Source organism: Chryseobacterium sp. sg2396 (genome assembly GCF_042610505.1).
GTDB lineage: Bacteria > Bacteroidota > Bacteroidia > Flavobacteriales > Weeksellaceae > Chryseobacterium.
Window position 1 is genome coordinate 1 of record NZ_JBHGAQ010000023.1, and the last position, 20,251, is coordinate 20,251.

Consider the following 20,251-nt stretch of genomic DNA (forward strand, 5'->3'; position numbering starts at 1 on the left):
TGTTAATCAGCTATTTATAGTCGAATTCACGTTAATATATGATTCATTTAAATCTGATTTATCAATAATATCTTTTACAGAATATCTTTTTTCTCTAATCATCTTACCATATTTGACGCCAAATAAATGTATTTGAACAACTCTGTCGCCATTAGATGCAATTGAATAATTCTCACTCAGAATTTTAGATAATTCGTTTATTTCCATGTTTAATAGTTTTATAATTCTAAATACGGTTAGTGTTTTGTTTTACAAATTTTAAATAATAAATTTAACTAAGTTGATTTTACGAAATCGATTTTAAGGTAAATTTTGCCATTTCAATAGTAGCTGTAGTGGCATCTGCTGAAAAAATAAGATTTCCTAAAAGGTTTTTAGCTTTCTCACCTTTTCCGACATTGTTCAGGAGTATCGCTTTATTTATTTTCAGCATTCCGGCTGTGTCCGCATCAGGATTTTTTGAAAGACCTTGTTCGATAGTTTTCAGCCTTTCTGCATTACCATTTAAAAGATTAGAAAGTTCTTTCCAGGCAGGCGCAAAATCGGGAACCTTATCCGTTAAAGTTTTTGCGATCTCTAACTTCTGTTCTTTATTATCTGTCCATTCAATTTGTAAATAGGCAAGATATAAACCTTTTGGAAATTTCCCAGACTGTTCTCCTTCTAAAGTGTATAGAGCAGCTTTAGTTGTAAAAAATCCTTTCGGAGCTAATTCATCTGTTCTTTTATAAAACTTTAAAGCACTTTCGAAATCTCCTTTCAATAGATACGTAAAAGCTAAATCATAGGTAGGATATGCCCAATCCGGTTGGATTTTTATAGCTTCTTGGAGTTTAGTAATTGCCAAATCGTATTTTCCCGACTGGCCCAACTGTCTGGCTTCCTTGTGTAACTGATCAGCAGTTGCATTTGTATTTTGATTGTCCATAATTTCATAATTTACTTTTCCTGTTGTGTTTTGTAAATCGTTCTTTGATAGGCTGTGTCCTAATTTGTCTTTGAAAACAATAACATTTTCGGAAGATTTGTTTTGTTCTGATTTCTTCTGGCAAGAGTTGAAGATTGAAAAGATATATAGTAAAATAAGTGAAGGTTTCTTTATCATGATTGAAGTAGTGTTATATGTTGTTTTTATTAAGCATTCCACTCTACCACAAGCGCTTTCTCCATCCACGGATATTTGATAACAGAAAAAGAAAAAGGGCATTGGTTAAGCAGAACATCAAAAGTTTTACGCTCTACCGTAAGTTTCCACTGCTCCGGAGATTCAGAAAGAAGGCCTTCTCTGATCAGAAAATTTTCTCTCAATCCTTCTACAGAAGTGCTGCCGAGCGCGCGCCAATTGGAAATTAAAGCATTTAGAACCTGATTGCTGAAGGCTGCGTCTTCAATGGCAATTTTAATATTTTCGGATAAGATAGCTTCAGGAGAAAGGCCGCAGATGATCTTGTTTAAGGCTAACTCGGGATTTGTTGTGCTTTGCTTTCCGGTTACCACATACTGCAGAAACTGCGCTGCCTTTTCCCGGTTTTGCTGACTGGTAAAGTGACCCTCAGCGGTGAAATTCAGGCGTTCCAGCAGTCGCGGAATAAATGGGCTTAGTAGCACTATTCCGGCATTACGGACACGAATATTTTGTCTGTCGGTCATTTTATGGTATTAGTTTTATTTTCGGTTATCCTATTCCTCTCAGCACTGCCGCGAGCATCATGCTCGTGGCTTACCAGCAACAGAAAATCGTACCCGGAATTAGTATAAGTTTTATTTAGATTTGATTATGTTCTCCAGTCTCGTCATCATCTCATCCTTTTCCTTCAGCATTCTTTCGTAAAGCGCAATTTTTTCTTCGTGAAGTTTAATTAATTGATCCAGCTGATTGACCGTGGAATTATAAAATACAGATGCGGGCTGCTGACAGTTGTCAAAAGTATTTGAAATGATATTAATAGCCTGTTCCTCATCAAAATTCCGGAAGGCTTCTACGGGGATTTTCAGGACTTCGGATATTTTCTGCAACAAAGCTTCTTCTACGACTTCTTTCTGTTCCAGGATAGAAATTTTCTTCTGGTTCCAGTCCTCGCCGAGATCAAAGGCCAGGGCTTCCTGTTTGATGCCGAGCATTTCCCTGAACCGTTTCACATTCCGTCCCTGATGTATTTTCTGTTCCATTTGCCGTTTTTTAATTTTTTAGTGTAAGAAAACTGAAAGTAAAGATAAAAAAATATGGATGAGGATGAAAATTTCTTCGGGAATAAAATATCCTTCTCGTATTAATAATTCAGGAGTATACAACATCACCGTTATATTAAAGTCTCTCACAGATTCGCACAGATTTTCACGGATCGGTGCGTGGCTTCGGCTCTGCTCGGTCATCGGGATGGCCATTTATTTAAATCGTTTTCAGTGTAAAAACTAATAACCGAGACCTAAGCACTCCGTTTGTCATCCCGCAGGGATCCCGACATAGTATCAGAGCATGGTATGGAAAGATTCGCGTTTGGATTCCGTACCGGAATGACAAAAGGATGGATAAACTTTGATGCGTTTCTTTAGAATACAGTTTTTAACTTTACCAAAAAGCATGATAATCTTTTAGCAATCTTTTGTAGTTGAAATTTTTACGGTAAGATATAAAACCACAGATTCGCACAGATTTGCACAGATACAGAAGTGGCTTGGACTTCGCTCAGCCACTGGGATGACTATTGATTAAATTGTTTTCAGTATAAAAACCAATAACCGAGATCTAAGCACTCCGTTTGTCATCCCGTAGGGATCCCAGCATAGTATTAGAGTATCGGATGGAAAGATTTGCGCTTGGATTCTTGCAGAATGACAAATGAAGCGGATAAGTCAGAGGTTTTTAAATGAAAATCTTTAAGCTTTTATTGATTACGAAAAATAACAACCGATAGGGTTTCACCACTCTGTTTGTCATCCCGAAAGGAATCTAAATGTAGTCTTAGAGCAAGATATGGAAAGATTCGCGCTTGGATTCCGTACCGGAATGACAAGAGGATGGATAAACTTTGGTGCGCTTCCTTTAGAATACCATATCTAACTTGACTAAACAGTGTGATAATATTTTGTCAATCTTTTATGATTAAACATTCATCTCCAGCTTCCTGATCAGATTCCCCTTCACCACCGTAAAAGCATGGTCTTTTGCTTCGGCAAAGGAAATACCATATTTCCGTTCGATGTTCTGGAGATCTTCCGGGAATGCCGCCAGGATGCGGTCGTAGAAGGTGTCGAGGAATTCTTTTGAAGGCATCTCGTATCTGATCTTCAGCTGGAACCGTCTGAGCAATGCGGTATCGATGATTTCGGGGTGATTAGTCGCGCAGAGCAGTAGGGCATTTTCGGGATAATAGTCGATCAGCTGGAGCAGAGTATTTACCAGTCTTCTCATTTCGCCCACATCTTTATCGTCGCTGCCTCGGGCTTTTCCGATCTGGTCGAGTTCATCAAGGAAAAGGACGGACCGTTCGCGTGCAGCCTTATCGAAGATCATTTTGATGTTCTGGGACGTTTCGCCGATCCGTGAAGAGACAATGTTGCTTAAATTAAGAATGATGATATTTTTGCCTAAGGCATTGGCGACGGCTTTGGCAGTCATGGTTTTTCCGCAACCGGAACTTCCTTCCAGAAGCACTTTGTTGTTGACCGGTAGCCCGTATTCCTGAAGCTCTTTGGCGTAGGTGTTTTCTTTGATGAGCTGTACAAACTGTTCTTTGTTGTTAGGTGAAAGAAATACGTCGTCAAGCGTTATGTCTTCCTTATCCTGGATAATGAGGTTGTACAGATTCATTGCTTCAATTTTATGGCAGCAAAGATAAAGCTTATCCAGCAAAAAAGCCGAACAATTCCTGTTCGACTTCTATCGGCTATTATAAAAATTAAAAGTTGTCTTCCTTAGTGTAAAATCTTTGCTATGTTTTCGATGCCCTTTTACCCACGTCGGGCAAAAGAGCAGTCAATCTTTTTGACGGATTGAAAACATATACAATATAATTCATTTGTGTTTTTCCGGAAACTGATTATCAGTTTCGGAAAATCTGATTAGTTTCTCTCTTCTCTCTTAACAGTTGCAAAATAAGAAGCAAAAACTACTAAACATGTTGCGATTCCGATGTAAGTGATCATTTTGTTGAATTTTTAATTATTTGATTTATTATTATCGATTTTACATTTGCAATATTACGGCATTCAAATGAAGTTTCAAAACAAATAATTATGATGTATATCAGTGTTTTAAGTGGTTTTTGTTTACAGTTTAGATAAAAATAGTTTACATTAATTTAATATAAAATCAAAAATTTATAAAGGCTTTTGTTGTGTTTTGTATAAAAAATTATTGATCTGTTAATAATTTCTGCGCTTGCATTTAAAAGTTGATAATCCAAAAAAGAAAAAATGCAATACATAATAACATTTTTTGAGACAATATTATATCACTTATTTTTGACTTGTATGGATATTGAATGTTACAAAAACTTATTATTGGGCTGTTTAAAATGCTGTTTTACGCTGCCGGTTTGGGCGACAGCAATAAAAGATCCTAGTGAATTCTGTGTACAACTTATTTTTAAGAAATTATTTTATTGTTGTAAATCAGGTTTTTACAGATTTTATTTTTTAAATCCGTTTTTTTAAGATTGAATGTTCTTATTTAAAAGGTAAAGTAAAATTGATTTAAAAAATCAGATATTCAGTTAATCAAATTCTCATGTTGATCGGGGATTGAAGATTTTATTATCTTAAAAACTGTACATGATCAGACCGCATCATTGAATGCAGAAAGCTGTAAGAACAGATCCGATGCTATACACAAACTTAATGAGATATAAAGAAAATGATCAGATGTTGTAAGTAGATTGCTTCGATAAGGCCCATTGCCTGTTTTTGAAAAGCGCTTCGATATAACCGCCACCGGATCCGCTTCCATAGTTGATAAAAAACCTGTTTTTATCCTTGTCCCTTTTGATCTTTCCGATATATTCCGGGAACATTCCCAGCCGGTAATCGGATTGAAGCTCGGAACTTTTATTCTCAGGATAAATGAGGACTTTTACTTCTGTAGGATTAATGTGATGAAAATAATCACAGTCTGAAAAATAGCCGGTAAAAAAATAAGAGGCTTTTCCAAAATCATTCTGCCCATATTCACGATCTATGATCAAGGTATACAGATCCGTAAATTTCGATTTTTCCGACCGGTAAAGCGGATTGCTGTCGGTAAAATCAGGAATACCGTCCTTATCGGTGTCTGCTGAATCCGGATTCAATAAAACCAGCTTTTCAAAAAGGTTATTAAAACGGTCCTTGTCCGAATCCTTTTTTACGGCTTTAAGATCGATTTCAAAAACAAGATCGTCTTTCACAGCTTCTCTTTGTGGGCCGAAAGGGTAGGCCCAGCTTTCGCTGATCCTGACAAAACTGCCGTAAGCCACTAATTTGTTTCCCGAAATAAAGTGTTCCGGTTGTTTTCTGCTGAAATGCGTAAATTGGCTTAATCCCAAATAATAGGCATCGGGAATATTATCTTTCACTTCAAGCAGCCAGTAGCCGAACATATTCTGGCCAATGCCATATACAATGCCATCCACCTTCTCGGTATTGATATAATAAAACTGGTTACCGAAATTTTTGATAAGTTCCCTAAACGTATCGTCATATGCTTTAAAGCGTTTCTTATCTTCTGCTTCCGAATAAGATTTCCGGTCTTCTTGTGTTTCTTTATTGTAGCTCGTAAGATTTTTATCGACCGTAAATTTTACATGAGAAGGGTTGGCCCGCAGAATCTCCTGTAGGGTATCAATCCTGAATTCCTGGTACGCTGTTTTTTCTTCTTTGTCATTCTCAAAACAGGCATCTTCTTTACGGTCTGTTGTACACGAAGCCAGTATAAAAACAAATAGCGGTAAATGAGTAAGTTTCATGGTTAGGGCAGTTTCAGTAAAGTTTCTGGTCATTTTTGCAAAAGAAGCTGGTCCGTTTTAAGGTGCCGGTTTCCTTTTTAATGATTTCTTCGCCACATTTCGGGCATTTTTTTTCGTGATAGACCTGGAAATTCTTTTTCAGGACATTGTCTTTTTTCCATTTCTTGAAATCGAAACTGTAGGTCCGTGCTTCATCGATCATGGCTTTCAGCTTGGAAGGAGGAAGATGCCCGACCAATGTTTCCGGATGGATGCCGACTCTGAAAAGGGCTTCATTTTTTATGATATTGCCAACTCCGGCAAAAATATCTTGGTCCATCAGCGCATCGCAAGCCATCATTTTCGGACGGTCTTTCAGTTTCTTTTTCGCTTTTTCAGGATCCCATGCATCGCTCATCACATCGGCTTCCCAATCAAGACCTGATAGAAATTCAGGGTCTACGAGCTTTACGTTGCAGGTATAAAAATACATTCCTCCGCTTTTGAATTCCAGTCCGAGCTTCAGGGTATGGGCCTGGGCTTTATTTTCCGTCAGGCTGTAGGAACCGAACATCAGCAAGTGGATGCGGATATTGGCTTTGTCGAAAATAAGAAAAGTTTGTTTGCCGAAGGTTTTTACTTCCCGTAAAATGTGGCCTTTGATCTCCGAGGTTTCCGTTATGGAACTTCCTTTTACTTCAATTACCTTTTCACCTGCAAACTTTTGCAGATCTTCTTTCATCAGAACAACCGGAGGACCTTCGGGCATAACTTTAGATTTTATATTCCTGGTCTTCAACGAGAGACCATTTTCCGTTCTTGTATTCTGCAATTATTTTGCCACCACTTGACCTTTTGAAATAAGGGATATAAAACGTTGCTTCATCAGGACCCTTTTTGATCCTTCCGTAAAAAGTACCGAACACGGAAGCATTGGATTTATTTTTAAGTTGATAGGCCTTAGTGCCGGAAAAAATCAGTACCCGGGTATTTTCGGGATGGATCTTCTGAAAAAAACGGCAGTCGGATTCATAGATTTCAAAGGAATAATGATCCCGGGTTGCGTGGTGATCTCCACTGCTTTCGGGCTCAATAATGTTTTCAAAAAGTTCGGTAAACCTATTCTTCTCCGAGGCATGTAGCGGATTTAGATCTTCAAAGTCAGAAATCCCGTCTCCATCCGTATCACGGGAATTTGGATTCAGGAAAATCAGATTTTCAAAGAGATCGTTGTACCCGTCACCGTCAGAATCTTTTTTGATATCATCCAGATTGATTTCAAAGGTCAGGAAATCTTTTACGGCGGTCGATTCATCGAACCGTATTCCTTTTTTGATGCCGATAAAACTTCCGTCGAGGAAAAGGATATTGTTCTTAATAAATCCATCCTTCTGTATGTGATTGATATAGGTGTTTTTGCTGAATCCTATATAGTAGGCTTTTGGCTTCCGATCTTTTATTTCCAGCAGCCATTGCCCGAATTGATTTACGGCAACCGCATATAATGATTTTCCTGCTTGCTGAAACCTGATGTAGCGGAACTGATTCTGAAAATACGTTTGGAAGGCTGTAAACGGATTGTTATGTTCAGGCATTTTCTGGTCCTGCGGCATTGGTGAATATTCATCTGACGTCTCATCCTGTTCGTAGCTGATATTCCCCTTGTTCTCTTTGTATTTAATATGTTTCGGATTGTTCATCAGAATGAATTCTGTCATTTCTGAAGTCGGAGAGAAGCTATCTCCGGCCGGATAATGTTTTTCACCGTCATCAAAACATTGTTCCTGAGAAAACAGATACACCGGAAACAGCAGTACGAGCAAACTTTTCATATTTGGAAATTTAAAACAATACTACTGAAATTTTTTTAAGCCGTAAACTCTTCATTATGATAACGGATAATCTCTGAGATCTTTTGTAAGTGAAAAAATTTATGCTGACCCTGCCGAAATAGTTCTGTGAAGCTTAAAAACAGTTAATATTAAAAAAAACGCTGTGCGCTTAGTGTGCAAACATCACGTATTTACCCAATACTCAGCAATTTTTCGACAATAAATTGTTACCATTTATCTCTGTAATCTTTTATCAGTGAAACGGCTCTGTGGACTTTAAAACAATTCGTATTAAAAAAAACGCTGTGCTCTTAATGTTCAAACACCATATATTTCCTTACTATTTCAACATTTTCATTAAAAAAAATAAAATTTAAAGTAATTTTGAAGCATGATGAATTTAAACCAGATTTTCACGAATCAGCGTACAGGAAACAATCCGCACACCAAAGCTTCCAGAACGGATTTTCAGAGGGATTTTGACCGAATTATTTTCTCATCCGCTTTCAGGAGGCTGCAGAACAAAACGCAGGTTTTTCCGCTGCCCGGAAGTGTTTTCGTACATAACCGACTTACGCATTCACTGGAAGTTTCATCCGTGGGAAGAAGCCTGGGAAGCGTGATGGGCGAGTTCATCCACGATGAGTATAAGAATGACCTTACCGAAGAGGCAAAGAATTTCTACCTGCATAACCTGGGGAATGTGATTGCTGCAGGCTGCCTTTGTCATGATGTTGGCAATCCGGCTTTCGGACATTCAGGAGAAGATGCGATTGCGAGCTATTTTGAAAGAAATGAATCGGATTTAAAATCTAAATTCAACGAAAAGGAATGGGCAGACCTGGTAAATTTTGAGGGAAATGCCAATGCAGTCAGAGTCTTGGTCCAGCAACAGCAGGGGAAAGATGCGGGAGGCATTCAGCTTACCTTCTCTACGCTTGCGAGCATTGCCAAATATCCGTGTGAGGCCATCGCCAAAACAAAGGGAGTGGTGCACCGTAAAAAATTCGGTTTCTTCCAGAATGAAAAAGATATTTTCCTGGAAATTGCCAAAGCGACCCAACTGATTCCGGAAAGTGAGGAACCGTATATTTTTAAAAGACATCCTTTCGTATGGCTGGTGGAAGCAGCGGACGATATCTGTTACAACATTATCGATATGGAAGACGCCCACCGCCTAGGCATCGTTTCTACAGCCGACTGCAAAAACCTGTTTTTTGAACTGGTGAAATCCGAGACGGATGACGTGAAAAGAATAGAAGAAAAACTGGGTTCCATCTCCAACGAAAACGAGCAGATTTCGTATTTACGGGCAAAAGTCATCAACGCCCTGATCAATACCTCGATGGAAAGATACAAGCAGGATTTTGAAAAGATCCTGAACGGAAACCTAAACAAAGCCCTGCTGGATCTTTATAAAGATGAAAATAAAGCACTTCAGGACATTGAAAACTTTTCCATCGAAAAAATATACAACCACAAAGCCGTGGTGGAAATCGAAAATGCCGGATACAATGTCATGTATGAACTGCTTGACCACTTTATTCCGTCCATTCTCAAACCTGAAGAAAAAAGGAAATCCTACGATACCAAAGCGCTGAAGCTGATTCCTAAACAGTTTATTTACGAAAGCGGTACCGATTACCAGAAAGTATTGGGTGTGATCGATTTCGTTTCGGGTATGACCGACAATTACGCCACTGACCTATATCGTAAAATTAAAGGAATCGATATCGGAATGACAGTGTAATGGTGAATTTTGCTTCGCAAGTGAATGGTGAAGTGTGAATCTTAATTTGAGGCTCGTGCTGGATTCACAAAGGCGCGAAAGCTTTTTAAGTGCTTTGTGTAAAAGAAAAACGCAAGGATTTTATCTCTGATAAAATAGAGTACCTTTCAATATATGAATGAAGCAATGGTCATTTACGAATTTATCCATTGTTATCATTTGCTTAGTGAAACGCCCTTGCGCTCGGAAAATATTCTCAATATGATCAAAAAATCCTTGCGATCCTCGCGTTAATACAACTTAAACAAAATCAAATCCAGTAACCAGATTTCCTTTTAATTCATCTTAAAATAAAGCTGAAACACCTGATCATCAACCAATATATCCTCATCTATCATTTGCCGAGTGAAACGCCCTTGCGTCCGGAAAATATTCTCAATGCCATCCAAAAATCCTTGCGGTCAGTGCGTTAATCAAAAAAAAATTGACAAGCGAAGCGGATTGACGATTCACCATTCACTCTAAAATTCCCGTTGTTCATTTGATTTTTCAGGTGAAAATTCTTATCTTACAGCAAACCACTAAAATAAAACAGTATGGTGTACGCAGGAATATTGGCATTTATCGGCCTTGTTACTCTATTTGCTTCATTTTTTACCGTAAAACAGGAATCTGCTGCGATTGTAGAGCGGTTGGGGAAATTTCTAAAGGTGAGCCATGCGGGCTTGCATCTGAAAATACCGTTTCTGGATCAGATTGCCAAACGGCTGAACCTTAGGATCCAGCAGTTGGATGTCATTATTGATACCAAAACGTTGGACAATGTGTTTATTAAAATGAAAGTTTCCGTACAATACCAGGTAATCAGGGAAAATGTAAAGGATGCTTATTACCGGCTGGAAAATCCGGAAAACCAGATTACTTCCTATGTATTTGATGTAGTACGTGCCGAAGTGCCGAAAACAAAACTGGATGATGTATTCGTAAGGAAAGATGACATTGCTATTGCGGTGAAAAGTGAACTTCAGGAGGCCATGCAGAGTTACGGATATGATATTATTAAAGCGCTGGTGACCGATATCGATCCCGATGAACAGGTGAAGCATGCGATGAACAGGATCAATGCTGCCGAGAGAGAAAAAACCGCTGCCGAATATGAATCGGAAGCCCAGAGAATACGAATCGTTGCCGTAGCGAAAGCCGAAGCGGAATCCAAAAAGCTACAGGGACAGGGGATTGCAGATCAAAGACGAGAAATTGCAAAAGGACTGGAAGAATCGGTAAAAATGCTGAATGCCGCCAATATCAATGCCCAGGAAGCTTCTGCACTAATCGTGGTGACCCAGCATTACGATACCTTAAGTTCCATAGGCGCCAACAACCGGAGCAATCTCGTGCTTCTTCCCAATTCACCGACGGCAGCCAGTTCAATGCTGAATGATCTGGTTGTATCTATGGCAGCAACCCAGAAGATGGATGAATATGTTCCGGTAGCTGATCCAACAAAAAAGAAAGATTTTTAAATCGTTCTGATTATATAGCAGGCTTGGAAATCAGCGTTTGATTGATGATAAAACCGATTGACATACTGAAAAATAATAAGTAAATTTTTGTATTTTAATAATGAATTGATCCTTTCCGGCATACCGGAGAGGATTTTTTGTAAAAAGATGATTAGGCATTGAATAATGTGGATTTGGTTTAATTAATTTGTTTTTAGTGAGTTAAATTAAATAGGAGAGGAAAAGACAAGCAGTGGATCGGAAGACTAAATAAGGTTCATCATACCGAATAACAAACCATAGGCTTGTACGATTAAGTTCATGTTGGCTGTTGGATTGACAAATAAAACTTCCCGCATCCGGCATCCAGCTTCCAAACCTGATTAAAGAAATATCTTCAATTTTTTACTCTTGTTTTTTTATAATTAAATCCCTAATTTGATCTTCCTTTTAAAAATACCAAATTGTACAACCAGAAATAATAATATGGATAATCAACTTGAAATTGAAAATTACAGGATCGGAAAGTCGGAAGCATGGGCAGGAAATATGGAGGATCACGAACTTCTGGAACGCATCAGGGAATCTGAATTTGCCAAACACCAGATGGATCAGGGAAAGGATTTCTGTTACTTTTTAGATAAAAAATATCAAACAGGCAATACCGAAAACAGAGAATATGTCTGCATGGCCTATACGCTGAACGAGCCGGCTAATCTGGAAAGGGCATCCGTTTCAGATGTTGTCGTGGAAGAAAATGAAGTATACCATATCCACCGCATCAGTGTAGTGAGAGATGGGGTTCTGATCGATAAAATTCCTGATACCAAAATAAAAGTGCTCGACAGTGAGAACGAAAGCAGCGGCGGGATTCTGAGCAGCAACAAAAAAATAAATATTACCATAAAAGATCTCAGGCTGAATGATATCCTGATCATGGAAGATTCCAGGGTAAAGGCATTCAAAGAACGTGATTTCCTGAGAAAGGAATTTGCGAAATACGTCTGGGTAAGCCCGGACAGCTATTGGGCTTACGGAAGCTATACCTTTACTTTCATCAACAACCGCGAGCAAAGCGTAGCTTGTAAAAAAACATTTTTCCGTGATGAAGCGGGCAACGTGCTGGATCCGGAAATCCGTTACCTGAATAAAGGGGAAGAATTTGTTTTTAAGATGGAAGACTATAACAATCAGGTAGATGCGAAACGCGAAATTTTCCCTTACATTGATTTCGCAACGGACACAAGCTGGAAAGAGTTGTCCGATTACATTGCTCCCATCTACAGTGACATTTTCAGCCAGGCTTCGTTACAGGAATTTGCGCCGAATCTCGTGGAGAAACTGGACGCTATTGCTGATCAGGATGAAAAAATTCAGTTTGCCATTGAATATGTGCAGAATAATATTTACTACATCTTCAATGCCGACGAAATGAACGGCCACAAGCCGCAGGAGCCAGCCGTTACTTATGAAAACAAACAGGGCGACTGCAAGGCAAAATCCGTTCTGCTTAAAGTGATCCTTGATTATATCGGGGTGGAAGCGTCTGTCGTACTGGTAAATTTCCATACCGATTTTTATATTAAATATTACCTGCCGTCATTGCTCATCTTTAACCATGCGATTGTCAAAATTAACCATAAAGGCGAAGAATATTTTGTGGATGCGACGGTGCGTGATGAATTCGGGTTGCTGGAAAACCGCGGATTTATTTACTTTATGTACTATCTCGAAGTAAAGTCGGATCAGGAGCTGAAACAGAGGAAACCGTACCGATATCCTTATTTCTGTGTGGATGAAAAAGTGGATTTTAAAGTGCAGGATAAAACGGGAACGCTTGTTTTAACGACTGCCTATAGAGGAAACCGCGCCAATACCATGAGACGGTATTTTAAAAATACCAACAGGCGGGAAGTAATCGACAGCTGGAACAATTTCCTGTTTTACAGCCTGAATTATTCCGGCGACCGGAACGGTACCGACGTCAGGGATATTTTTACGGATGCAGCCATTGAGATGGTCAGCGACGACAGGAAACTGAATGAGTTTAAAATTCAGTATAAGGCCTCTATCCAAAACCCGTACTACACTGATCCGAAAGAAAACCGGTTTATGATGTATTTCGACAGGAATGTGGTAAAGACCGGCGCGCGTGATTTTATCCATAAAGATCTCCCTTTCTGGCATAATTTCGACAGCGAAAAGTATGAGATCAATCTCTATACGGATCAGAAAATCGATACCGAAGAAAAGTATACTGTGAAGGAAAGCATCATCCATAATCCGTACTTTGATTTCTCCAGCCGGAAAAAAGTAACCCCAAAAGGAGCAACTGCCTATATTGAATTCCAGCCGTTGGTTAATCTGGAGATTCCAAAAGAAGATTTTGAAAAATTCAGGGCGGATCATCACATTATCGCCGACAGCAATTTCGGATTGGGCATCGATATTATTGAACCCGGATTTATCAACATGCTGAAATACAGCTTTAAAAAGAAGTTTAAATAATAATAAGCTGGATGCCGGAAGAAGCTGGAAGCGGGATGATGAGAGAGTCCAAAATTTAGCTTATGATAGAAAGTGGAAATATCTTAATATTAATGAGGGTTGGTAAATGATGATTGATGTTAATAAAAAGCTTCGGCTGGTTTGCTTGCAAACCAGCCGAAGCTTTTTATTGGTTAATTTAAAATTCAATACTATTCAATGATGGATCAATAGACGTCTGGTAATCATTTTGACAAAAGGAAACTTCCATCTTCCTGCATCCATCTTCCCGCCAATGATTTACTCAGAAGCTTTTGCCGCCGAAATTCCTTTAAACTTCTGTTTCCCGATCAGCAGTTCAAAGAACAGCCTGAAATCCGAAATCAGAGACCACAAAGGATATCTGAAAGTGACGGGTTTATTCTTTTCAACAACCGCATGGCTAAACCAGGCAAACCCGTAGCCGAAGATCGGTACATACCAAAGGAACCTTTCTTTTCCTGAAGCAATTACATATCCGATCACGAAAAAGACCAGCAGCGTTCCGATAAAATGGAAAATCCGGGTTCCCATTTTACGATGCTCAGTTAAGTAAAACTGATAAAATTCCGTAAATGTTTTTATTCTTTCAGACATGACTATTTATAATTTAATGTTCCGATCATAAACTTATTGGAAGCATTCAATGCCTTTGAGTTTTTAGTCAGTTCCTTAATTACCCCTTCATTTTTGATGTAATTGGAATGAATAAAATAAGTGTCTCTGTTCTCGCGGGTGATATATCCGGTATGGAAATCAAGTCCGACGATATATACCTGGTTCTTACCTTTTCCCAAAATGTATTTTTCAAGTTCCTGCCTTTTGGTAAAATACCGGATGTCCGTGCATAGCTTTTTGATCATCACCGAAGATGCCTTTTGGGCAAGAAATGTTCTGTTCAGGGCAAAGCCATAGTCAGACAGGGTATTCGTTACAAAATATCCGCAGGCAATACTGCCCTTCCGCGGTATTCTTGACGTTCCGGCAAATGACCAGGGTGTACCATGCCAGTATCGGGGAACATCATAATTGATAAATGTGAATAAATAAGCTGCCCTTTCACTATTTGTTTTTCTGCCTACTGATGTTAATTTCTCCTTATAATCATGAGGGCTTGCATGATCATGATCAATAACAATACCGTCTTTATCTTTTTTGCTGCAATTCAAAGAAAATAACAGCAATACAGGAAAGAGATACCTCATTAATAATTATATTTTGTTCAGCCTGCTGTTTTTTCTGCCGTAAGAAAAATAGAAAATTAGTCCTAAAACCAGCCAGATTCCAAACCATGACCAGTTTTCCGTACTCATTCCCGTTAAAAGATAACAGCAGGACACCAATCCTAAAACGGGAATCAGCGAAAGATTTTTAACGAAAGCCAGAATGGAAATCACGATACAAACTAAGTAGAAGGTAATCAACGGAATATTTTTTACAACGTCTCCGAACATCTCAGAAAAATAGGTCGGAAAAAGATAATTCACAAGGATTAAACTTAAAATAAAGCCTGCCGGAAAAATATATTTCGAATTGATATAAGGGATTCTGAACTTTCCTTTTCTTTCTTCCATTTCTGCCTCACTTTGCGGGGAAAGCATCAGTACCCCTCCACAGACCAGGACAAATGCAAATAAGGTCCCGATACTGGTGAAATCCAAAATAAGATTTTCGTCCGTGAAAAATATGGGAAGGCCTACAACAATACCGGTAAGAATGGTTGCAAAACCTGGGGTTTTATATTTCGGGTGGATTTCCGATAATTTTTTTGGCATCAATCCGTCCCTGCTCATTGTCATCCATATTCTCGGCTGCCCCATCTGGAATACAAGTAAAACGCTGGTCATGGCTACCACGGCGGAAACAGATACGATGAAAAGCATCCACTTTACTCCTTTTAAAGCGAATATCTCCGCCAACGGATCCGAAACGCCCAATTCTTTATAAGAAACCATGCCGGTAAGAACCAAAGCCAGGATAATGTAAACGATGGTGCAGATCACCAAAGAATAAATCATTCCTCTCGGAAGATCCCTCTGAGGGTTTTTTGCTTCTTCTGCCAGGGTGGAAACGGCATCAAAACCGATATAAGCATAGAAAACGGCAGAAACCCCGGCCATTACGCCGCCAAAACCATTCGGCATAAAAGGTACCCAGTTATCAATATCGACATAGGCAAAACCGACAATAATCACGAGAAGTATCACGGCCAGTTTTATGTAGACCATCAGGTTACTGAAGTTTTTGGATTCTTTTGTACCTCTGTAAACCAGATAGGTAATTAATACGTTGATAAGTAATGCGGGTAAATCGAATATGATTTTCAGGTTACCCAGAACAGGGGCGTTTTTCCAGGCTAAAAAGCCTTCACTATTTTGTAATGAAATTATCTTCTTATGAAGAATACCGGAAATGGTATTCCCTTCTTTCAGGCTTTCTTTAACCTCATTGGATGTTAAATAGCTCTCCAGAGGCGAACCCTGCAAAAGAGCCGCTTTGTTCTGTAGATAATCGTTTATACTTTTGATAAAGGTCGTATTATCCAGAAACGCCGAGTGGGCAGATTTATAATTGATGGTCAGCCATTGGGGAATATGAAGGCCGAAAGTCTCCAGCAGATTGGTAAAATAACCGCTCCATGAAAAGGCAATATAAATATTTCCGATCGAGTATTCCATAATCAGTGCCCATCCGATGATCCATGCAAAAATTTCCCCAAAAGAAACATAGGCATATGTATAGGCGCTACCCGATACCGGAACCCTGGAAGCAAATTCGGCATAGCACATGGCCGTAAATCCGCAGGCAACAGCACAGATAGCATACAGAAAGATAACACCGGGGCCGCCGGAAAAGCAGGCATTCCCAATGGCACTGAAAATCCCCCCGCCGATAATTGCGGCTATACCGAAAAATGTTAAATCTTTTACGCTTAAAACTTTATGCAAAGAATGTTTTTCACCATCACCCCCCTCCAAAATTGTCGCATTCAATGGTTTTCTTCTAAAAAGTTGATTCATTCAATTCTATATTTGATTCAAGAAAAGCAAATGTAATTATTTCCCTGAAATAATTTTTACTTTCTTTAAGGTTTCTTCCGTATAAAGTTAAGAAGTCTTAAAAAAATATTCAGTTATTAACAATGTGTTAAAAGGCTTGTCTATGCAATTTCTTTTCAATATTTTCGTTGATAAATTGTGGATAAAACTCCCGTAATTTTAAATAGCTGAACCTGATTTTCAGGTCTTCCCATGTTAAAATTTAAAATTAATGAAATCAAGAAAAATACTTTTAGCGGCTGCTGTAATGTATTTCGGGATCTCCGATGCGCAACAGTCTCAGTACTTTACCCAAAGAGAAAACTACCGGTTTGATTTAGCTGAAAACCTTTACCAGACCAAAATATACAACGCTTCCCAATACGAATATGCCCGTCAGTACTTTTACAACGAGCATCTTTCGAGATCGAGAAAAGAAGCGGCGCAATTTTTTGATAATGTCATCGGTGTGATTCTTCAGAAAAACCATGCGGAACAGGGCCTGGAAGCTTTCATGAAAGAATATCCGAATTCAGCCTACTTTGCCCAGGCAAGCTTACCATTGGCGGATTATTATCTGGCTAAAAAGGATTTTGAAAAGGCATTGGAAACGCTGAAAAAGGTAAATCAGTACCAGCTTTCCAGAGAAGAAAATACCCAATACATCCTGAAGCTGGGATACGCCAAATTTATGATGGGCGATTCCAAAGGGGCGACCGATGCGCTGGAAGAAGCCTTCAAAACGGCAGACCAGTCGCAGAAAGGCGATATAGCGTATATGCTGGGGCATTTATATTACTCCAACCGGCAGAATGATAAGGCCTTCCAGTATTTTGATTCCATAAAAGATGAACCGAAATATTCCAAGCTGGTCCGTCCTTATTATGTACAGATGTACTACAACGATAAAGATTATGATAAGGCTATTACCGAAGGAACGGCTCTTTTAAATGAAGATATTTCGGATTCTTATAAAGCGGAGGTCCACAAGATCATCGGGGAAAGCTATTTCATGAAAAATGATTATACATCGGCATATCCGCACCTGAAAGATTACCTGAGCGTTCAGCAGAATCCTTCGGAAAATGATCTTTATGAAATGGGATTTGTAGCAGCTCAGCTTAAAAAGTACGATGAAGCCGTTTCCTATTACAACCAGCTGCTGAACAGCAATTCGGCATTGGCGCAGAACGCTTATTACCAGCTCGGAAATGCCTATCTGGCAGTCGGCAAGAAGCAGGAAGCTTTATCGGCGTTCCGTTCGGCTTACCAGATGAATTATGACAAGAATGTTAAAAAGCTGGCACACGAGCAGTACGCTAAACTAAGTTACGACATCGGAAACCCGTTTGAAAGTGCTTCTACGGTAATCCAGAATTACATCGATGAAAACCGGAACGGCGCCAATGCTTCCGAAATGCAGTCGCTTCTTGTAAAATCCTATTTATATTCCGGAAATTATAAAGAGACGCTGAATGCTATTGACAGGCTGCAGAGTTCCACGCCGGAAATCGATAAAATCGACCAGGAAGTTTCTTACCTGCTGGGAACAGAGGAATTCAACAAAGGGAATTACGATGCAGCAGAGCAGTATCTATTAAGAAGTTTAGCATTTAATATTAATAAAGAGTTCAACAGCAGGGCTCTGTACTGGCTGGGGCAGGTGTATTACCAGAAAGGAAATTATCCTTCGGCAATTGCCCGTTACGAAAAACTCCTTGATGTAAACTTCCCGGAGAAGCAGCAGCTGCCGTATGATCTCGGCTATGCTTATTTTAAATCTAAAAAGTTCGATGAAGCTGAAAAATACTTTAAACAGTATTTGGCCAACCCGAAACCGGAATTTAAAAACGATGCGGAACTCCGTCTGGCAGATATCAATTATGCCAACAACAACCTGAACGAAGCGATCGCGATTTACGATAAAAACGAAGATGCCACGGATTATACCTTGTATCAGAAAGCTATGGCTTTAGGATTCAAAGGCGATACCCAGGCAAAGATCACCAACCTGAAAAACCTGCTGTCCAAATATCCGGATTCGGATTATTACGACGATGCCCAGTACGAAATCGGAACAGCCTATGCGGCGCAGGACGATTTCAGCAATGCCAACGATTATTTTAACAAAGTCATTAAAACTTCTTCCGATAAAGATCTTGTAGCGAATGCATCCATCTACAGGGCGCAGAATTATATAGACCAGAACCAGAGCGATAAAGCTTTATCTGAATTAAGATCGCTTGCCGAACAATATAAAAATACGGCTTATGCTGAAAAAATCGTTCAGGCTGCGAAACCGATCTTTACGAAAAACGGTGATGTGTCAGGCTATGAAACCTTTGCACGGAATGCCGGGGTGAATATTGATGCTTCGGAAATTGATGAAATCAATCTGTCGACAGCCAAACAGCTTTTCACAAAAAAGGATTACAAAAACGCAATTTCCTATTATGAAAAATATTTAATGCAGAACCCGACAGGAGAAGGACTTTATCAGGCGAAATATGAATTGGGCGAAAGTTATTACCAGACCAAGAACACCACAAAATCCCTGTTGGTTTTACAGGAGGTAGCGAATGTTCAGAACGACTATCAGGATGATGCGCAGACCCGTCTGGCCCAGATCTATATTGCTCAGGGCGACACCCAGGAAGCGAAAAAATATCTTGAAAATCTGATCAGCTCTTCGGATGTCAACATTAAAAACTACGCCAATGTAGAGCTGATGAAGGTCTATGCGGATGAAAAGAATTTCGCCCGGGCGGAAAAACTTGCCGATGCGGTGATTGCCAACAGCAAAAACGCGGCAGCCGTTATTGAAACGGCCAAAGTGATCAAAGCAAGAAGCCTTATGAATTCAGGAAAGGACAAAGATGCACAATCGGCTTATGCAGCTCTTGAAAAGTCTTCCAATACTTCGGTAGCGGCAGAATCCCTTTATGCAAAAGCGTATTACCAGAATAAAGGAAAAGCGTATAAATCGTCCAATGAAACGATCTTTAAGCTGGCCAACAATTACGCTTCCGAGGAATATTGGGGCGCAAAAGCTTTGGTGCTAATGGCGAAAAACTATATCGGCCTGAAAGACAATTACCAGGCAAGTTATACCTGCGACCAGATCATCGAGAATTACAAAGATTTCCCGGAGATCGTAGCGGAAGCGAAGGAGGTTAAAAAGCAAATCCGGAAATAGTGATTTTTATGGGAGAGGAATTTCCTAATGAATATTCCGTTTCTGAACCGATGAGTCCAGGGATTTGTGCAAAGCATTTTGCTGAAATAATGAATAGAAAAGGATTTAACCTTGATTTTTCATTAAAAAGCCTGGAAATTGAAATTGATAAAGTTCTGGAATGTTATTCGGAGATAAAGGTACATGACATGGAAATTCTGGAAGCCTGGCTGACAGCATATATTGGCGAGTCATTGCTCATATGCTTTGGTGGAAGATGGATAGGTAACTTTTACGGCCCTTTATGCAAGACAGGAGTAAATTTTTATACTTCTTATATGATAATCAATGATTTCAGGTTTAACCCAAATCACTTTATAAGTTACTATCAGAATAATGGTAAAAAATCCAAGGGAACTTTTTATGATTATTTATATACAAGAAATGAAAGTATTGGAATCTTCCGTGATTTTTTAGGCGGAGGATTAATTAAAAAAATAAACAACAGTATTCAATAGATTGACAATC

Annotated in this window: 16 protein-coding genes; 5 read left to right on the top strand and 11 right to left on the bottom strand. The window is 39.2% G+C overall.

The window, feature by feature from the left end; genetic code table 11:
- Nucleotides 1-6: 6 nt before the first annotated feature.
- From ACED20_RS18865 to ACED20_RS18900, 8 genes are all read right to left on the bottom strand, one after another.
- The gene (locus tag ACED20_RS18865; RefSeq protein ID WP_345765910.1) at nucleotides 7-207 is read right to left on the bottom strand and encodes a hypothetical protein; all 201 of its coding nucleotides are present in this window, start codon (nucleotides 205-207) and stop codon (nucleotides 7-9) included.
- A gap of 79 nt (nucleotides 208-286) precedes the next feature.
- Nucleotides 287-1,174, bottom strand: a complete 888-nt coding sequence (locus tag ACED20_RS18870; protein ID WP_378106291.1) for a tetratricopeptide repeat protein — start codon at nucleotides 1,172-1,174, stop codon at nucleotides 287-289.
- On the bottom strand, nucleotides 1,135-1,650 hold the full coding sequence (locus ACED20_RS18875) for a contractile injection system tape measure protein (RefSeq protein ID WP_378106293.1): 516 nt from the start codon (nucleotides 1,648-1,650) through the stop codon (nucleotides 1,135-1,137). The genes ACED20_RS18870 and ACED20_RS18875 overlap by 40 nt, the downstream gene beginning before the upstream one ends.
- Before the next feature lie 111 nt (nucleotides 1,651-1,761).
- Nucleotides 1,762-2,169, bottom strand: a complete 408-nt coding sequence (locus ACED20_RS18880; protein ID WP_294324653.1) for a helix-turn-helix transcriptional regulator — start codon at nucleotides 2,167-2,169, stop codon at nucleotides 1,762-1,764.
- 934 nt (nucleotides 2,170-3,103) lie between these two features.
- Nucleotides 3,104-3,811: an AAA family ATPase gene (locus tag ACED20_RS18885; RefSeq protein WP_294312042.1), complete on the bottom strand. Its 708-nt coding sequence runs from the start codon at nucleotides 3,809-3,811 to the stop codon at nucleotides 3,104-3,106.
- Nucleotides 3,812-4,859: 1,048 nt separating this feature from the next.
- Nucleotides 4,860-5,942 (bottom strand): hypothetical protein, encoded by a 1,083-nt coding sequence (locus ACED20_RS18890; RefSeq protein ID WP_295222647.1) that lies wholly within the window; start codon nucleotides 5,940-5,942, stop codon nucleotides 4,860-4,862.
- Between the two features lie 13 nt (nucleotides 5,943-5,955).
- Nucleotides 5,956-6,690 carry a DNA-formamidopyrimidine glycosylase family protein gene (locus ACED20_RS18895; protein WP_378106296.1) on the bottom strand — a complete coding sequence of 245 codons (735 nt, stop codon included), beginning with the start codon at nucleotides 6,688-6,690 and terminating at the stop codon, nucleotides 5,956-5,958.
- 4 nt (nucleotides 6,691-6,694) lie between these two features.
- Nucleotides 6,695-7,753: a hypothetical protein gene (locus ACED20_RS18900; RefSeq protein ID WP_378106298.1), complete on the bottom strand. Its 1,059-nt coding sequence runs from the start codon at nucleotides 7,751-7,753 to the stop codon at nucleotides 6,695-6,697.
- 394 nt (nucleotides 7,754-8,147) lie between these two features.
- On the opposite strand from ACED20_RS18900, the gene ACED20_RS18905 reads away from it, so the two are divergent.
- The 3 genes from ACED20_RS18905 (at nucleotide 8,148) to ACED20_RS18915 (ending at nucleotide 13,492) form a co-directional block, all read left to right on the top strand.
- Nucleotides 8,148-9,503, top strand: coding sequence for a deoxyguanosinetriphosphate triphosphohydrolase (locus tag ACED20_RS18905; protein WP_378106343.1), 1,356 nt, complete (start codon nucleotides 8,148-8,150; stop codon nucleotides 9,501-9,503).
- Nucleotides 9,504-10,078: 575 nt separating this feature from the next.
- The gene (locus ACED20_RS18910; protein WP_294323852.1) at nucleotides 10,079-11,005 is read left to right on the top strand and encodes an SPFH domain-containing protein; all 927 of its coding nucleotides are present in this window, start codon (nucleotides 10,079-10,081) and stop codon (nucleotides 11,003-11,005) included.
- A 465-nt stretch (nucleotides 11,006-11,470) separates the two neighbouring features.
- Complete coding sequence (locus tag ACED20_RS18915) at nucleotides 11,471-13,492, top strand: DUF3857 domain-containing protein (protein WP_378106300.1); 2,022 nt, start codon at nucleotides 11,471-11,473, stop codon at nucleotides 13,490-13,492.
- 279 nt (nucleotides 13,493-13,771) lie between these two features.
- On the opposite strand, the gene ACED20_RS18920 is transcribed toward ACED20_RS18915, so the two are convergent.
- Genes ACED20_RS18920 through ACED20_RS18930 form a run of 3 tightly spaced genes read right to left on the bottom strand, consistent with a single transcriptional unit; the run spans nucleotide 13,772 to nucleotide 16,530 of the window.
- Nucleotides 13,772-14,107: a DUF962 domain-containing protein gene (locus tag ACED20_RS18920; RefSeq protein ID WP_294332478.1), complete on the bottom strand. Its 336-nt coding sequence runs from the start codon at nucleotides 14,105-14,107 to the stop codon at nucleotides 13,772-13,774.
- 2 nt (nucleotides 14,108-14,109) lie between these two features.
- A complete protein-coding gene (locus ACED20_RS18925) occupies nucleotides 14,110-14,715 on the bottom strand; it encodes a hypothetical protein (RefSeq protein ID WP_378106302.1) in 606 nt (201 codons plus the stop codon).
- Nucleotides 14,716-14,721: 6 nt separating this feature from the next.
- On the bottom strand, nucleotides 14,722-16,530 hold the full coding sequence (locus tag ACED20_RS18930; protein WP_294237202.1) for an amino acid permease: 1,809 nt from the start codon (nucleotides 16,528-16,530) through the stop codon (nucleotides 14,722-14,724).
- 250 nt (nucleotides 16,531-16,780) lie between these two features.
- Here ACED20_RS18930 and ACED20_RS18935 point away from each other — a divergent pair, with 250 nt between their 5' ends.
- Nucleotides 16,781-19,744, top strand: a complete 2,964-nt coding sequence (locus ACED20_RS18935) for a tetratricopeptide repeat protein (protein WP_378106304.1) — start codon at nucleotides 16,781-16,783, stop codon at nucleotides 19,742-19,744.
- An 8-nt stretch (nucleotides 19,745-19,752) separates the two neighbouring features.
- A complete protein-coding gene (locus ACED20_RS18940) occupies nucleotides 19,753-20,241 on the top strand; it encodes a hypothetical protein (protein ID WP_378106306.1) in 489 nt (162 codons plus the stop codon).
- Nucleotides 20,242-20,251: the final 10 nt, after the last annotated feature.

Excerpts from the sequence above, each read along its gene's own strand:
- ACED20_RS18875 (WP_378106293.1), bottom strand. The coding sequence starts at position 1,650 with ATGACCGACAGACAAAATATTCGTGTCCGTAATGCCGGAATAGTGCTA.
- ACED20_RS18865 (WP_345765910.1), bottom strand. The coding sequence starts at position 207 with ATGGAAATAAACGAATTATCTAAAATTCTGAGTGAGAATTATTCAATT.
- ACED20_RS18910 (WP_294323852.1), top strand. The coding sequence starts at position 10,079 with ATGGTGTACGCAGGAATATTGGCATTTATCGGCCTTGTTACTCTATTT.
- ACED20_RS18940 (WP_378106306.1), top strand. The coding sequence starts at position 19,753 with ATGGGAGAGGAATTTCCTAATGAATATTCCGTTTCTGAACCGATGAGT.
- ACED20_RS18900 (WP_378106298.1), bottom strand. The coding sequence starts at position 7,753 with ATGAAAAGTTTGCTCGTACTGCTGTTTCCGGTGTATCTGTTTTCTCAG.
- ACED20_RS18880 (WP_294324653.1), bottom strand. The coding sequence starts at position 2,169 with ATGGAACAGAAAATACATCAGGGACGGAATGTGAAACGGTTCAGGGAA.
- ACED20_RS18895 (WP_378106296.1), bottom strand. The coding sequence starts at position 6,690 with ATGCCCGAAGGTCCTCCGGTTGTTCTGATGAAAGAAGATCTGCAAAAG.
- ACED20_RS18905 (WP_378106343.1), top strand. The coding sequence starts at position 8,148 with ATGAATTTAAACCAGATTTTCACGAATCAGCGTACAGGAAACAATCCG.
- ACED20_RS18915 (WP_378106300.1), top strand. The coding sequence starts at position 11,471 with ATGGATAATCAACTTGAAATTGAAAATTACAGGATCGGAAAGTCGGAA.
- ACED20_RS18935 (WP_378106304.1), top strand. The coding sequence starts at position 16,781 with ATGAAATCAAGAAAAATACTTTTAGCGGCTGCTGTAATGTATTTCGGG.
- ACED20_RS18930 (WP_294237202.1), bottom strand. The coding sequence starts at position 16,530 with ATGAATCAACTTTTTAGAAGAAAACCATTGAATGCGACAATTTTGGAG.
- ACED20_RS18920 (WP_294332478.1), bottom strand. The coding sequence starts at position 14,107 with ATGTCTGAAAGAATAAAAACATTTACGGAATTTTATCAGTTTTACTTA.
- ACED20_RS18890 (WP_295222647.1), bottom strand. The coding sequence starts at position 5,942 with ATGAAACTTACTCATTTACCGCTATTTGTTTTTATACTGGCTTCGTGT.
- ACED20_RS18925 (WP_378106302.1), bottom strand. The coding sequence starts at position 14,715 with ATGAGGTATCTCTTTCCTGTATTGCTGTTATTTTCTTTGAATTGCAGC.
- ACED20_RS18885 (WP_294312042.1), bottom strand. The coding sequence starts at position 3,811 with ATGAATCTGTACAACCTCATTATCCAGGATAAGGAAGACATAACGCTT.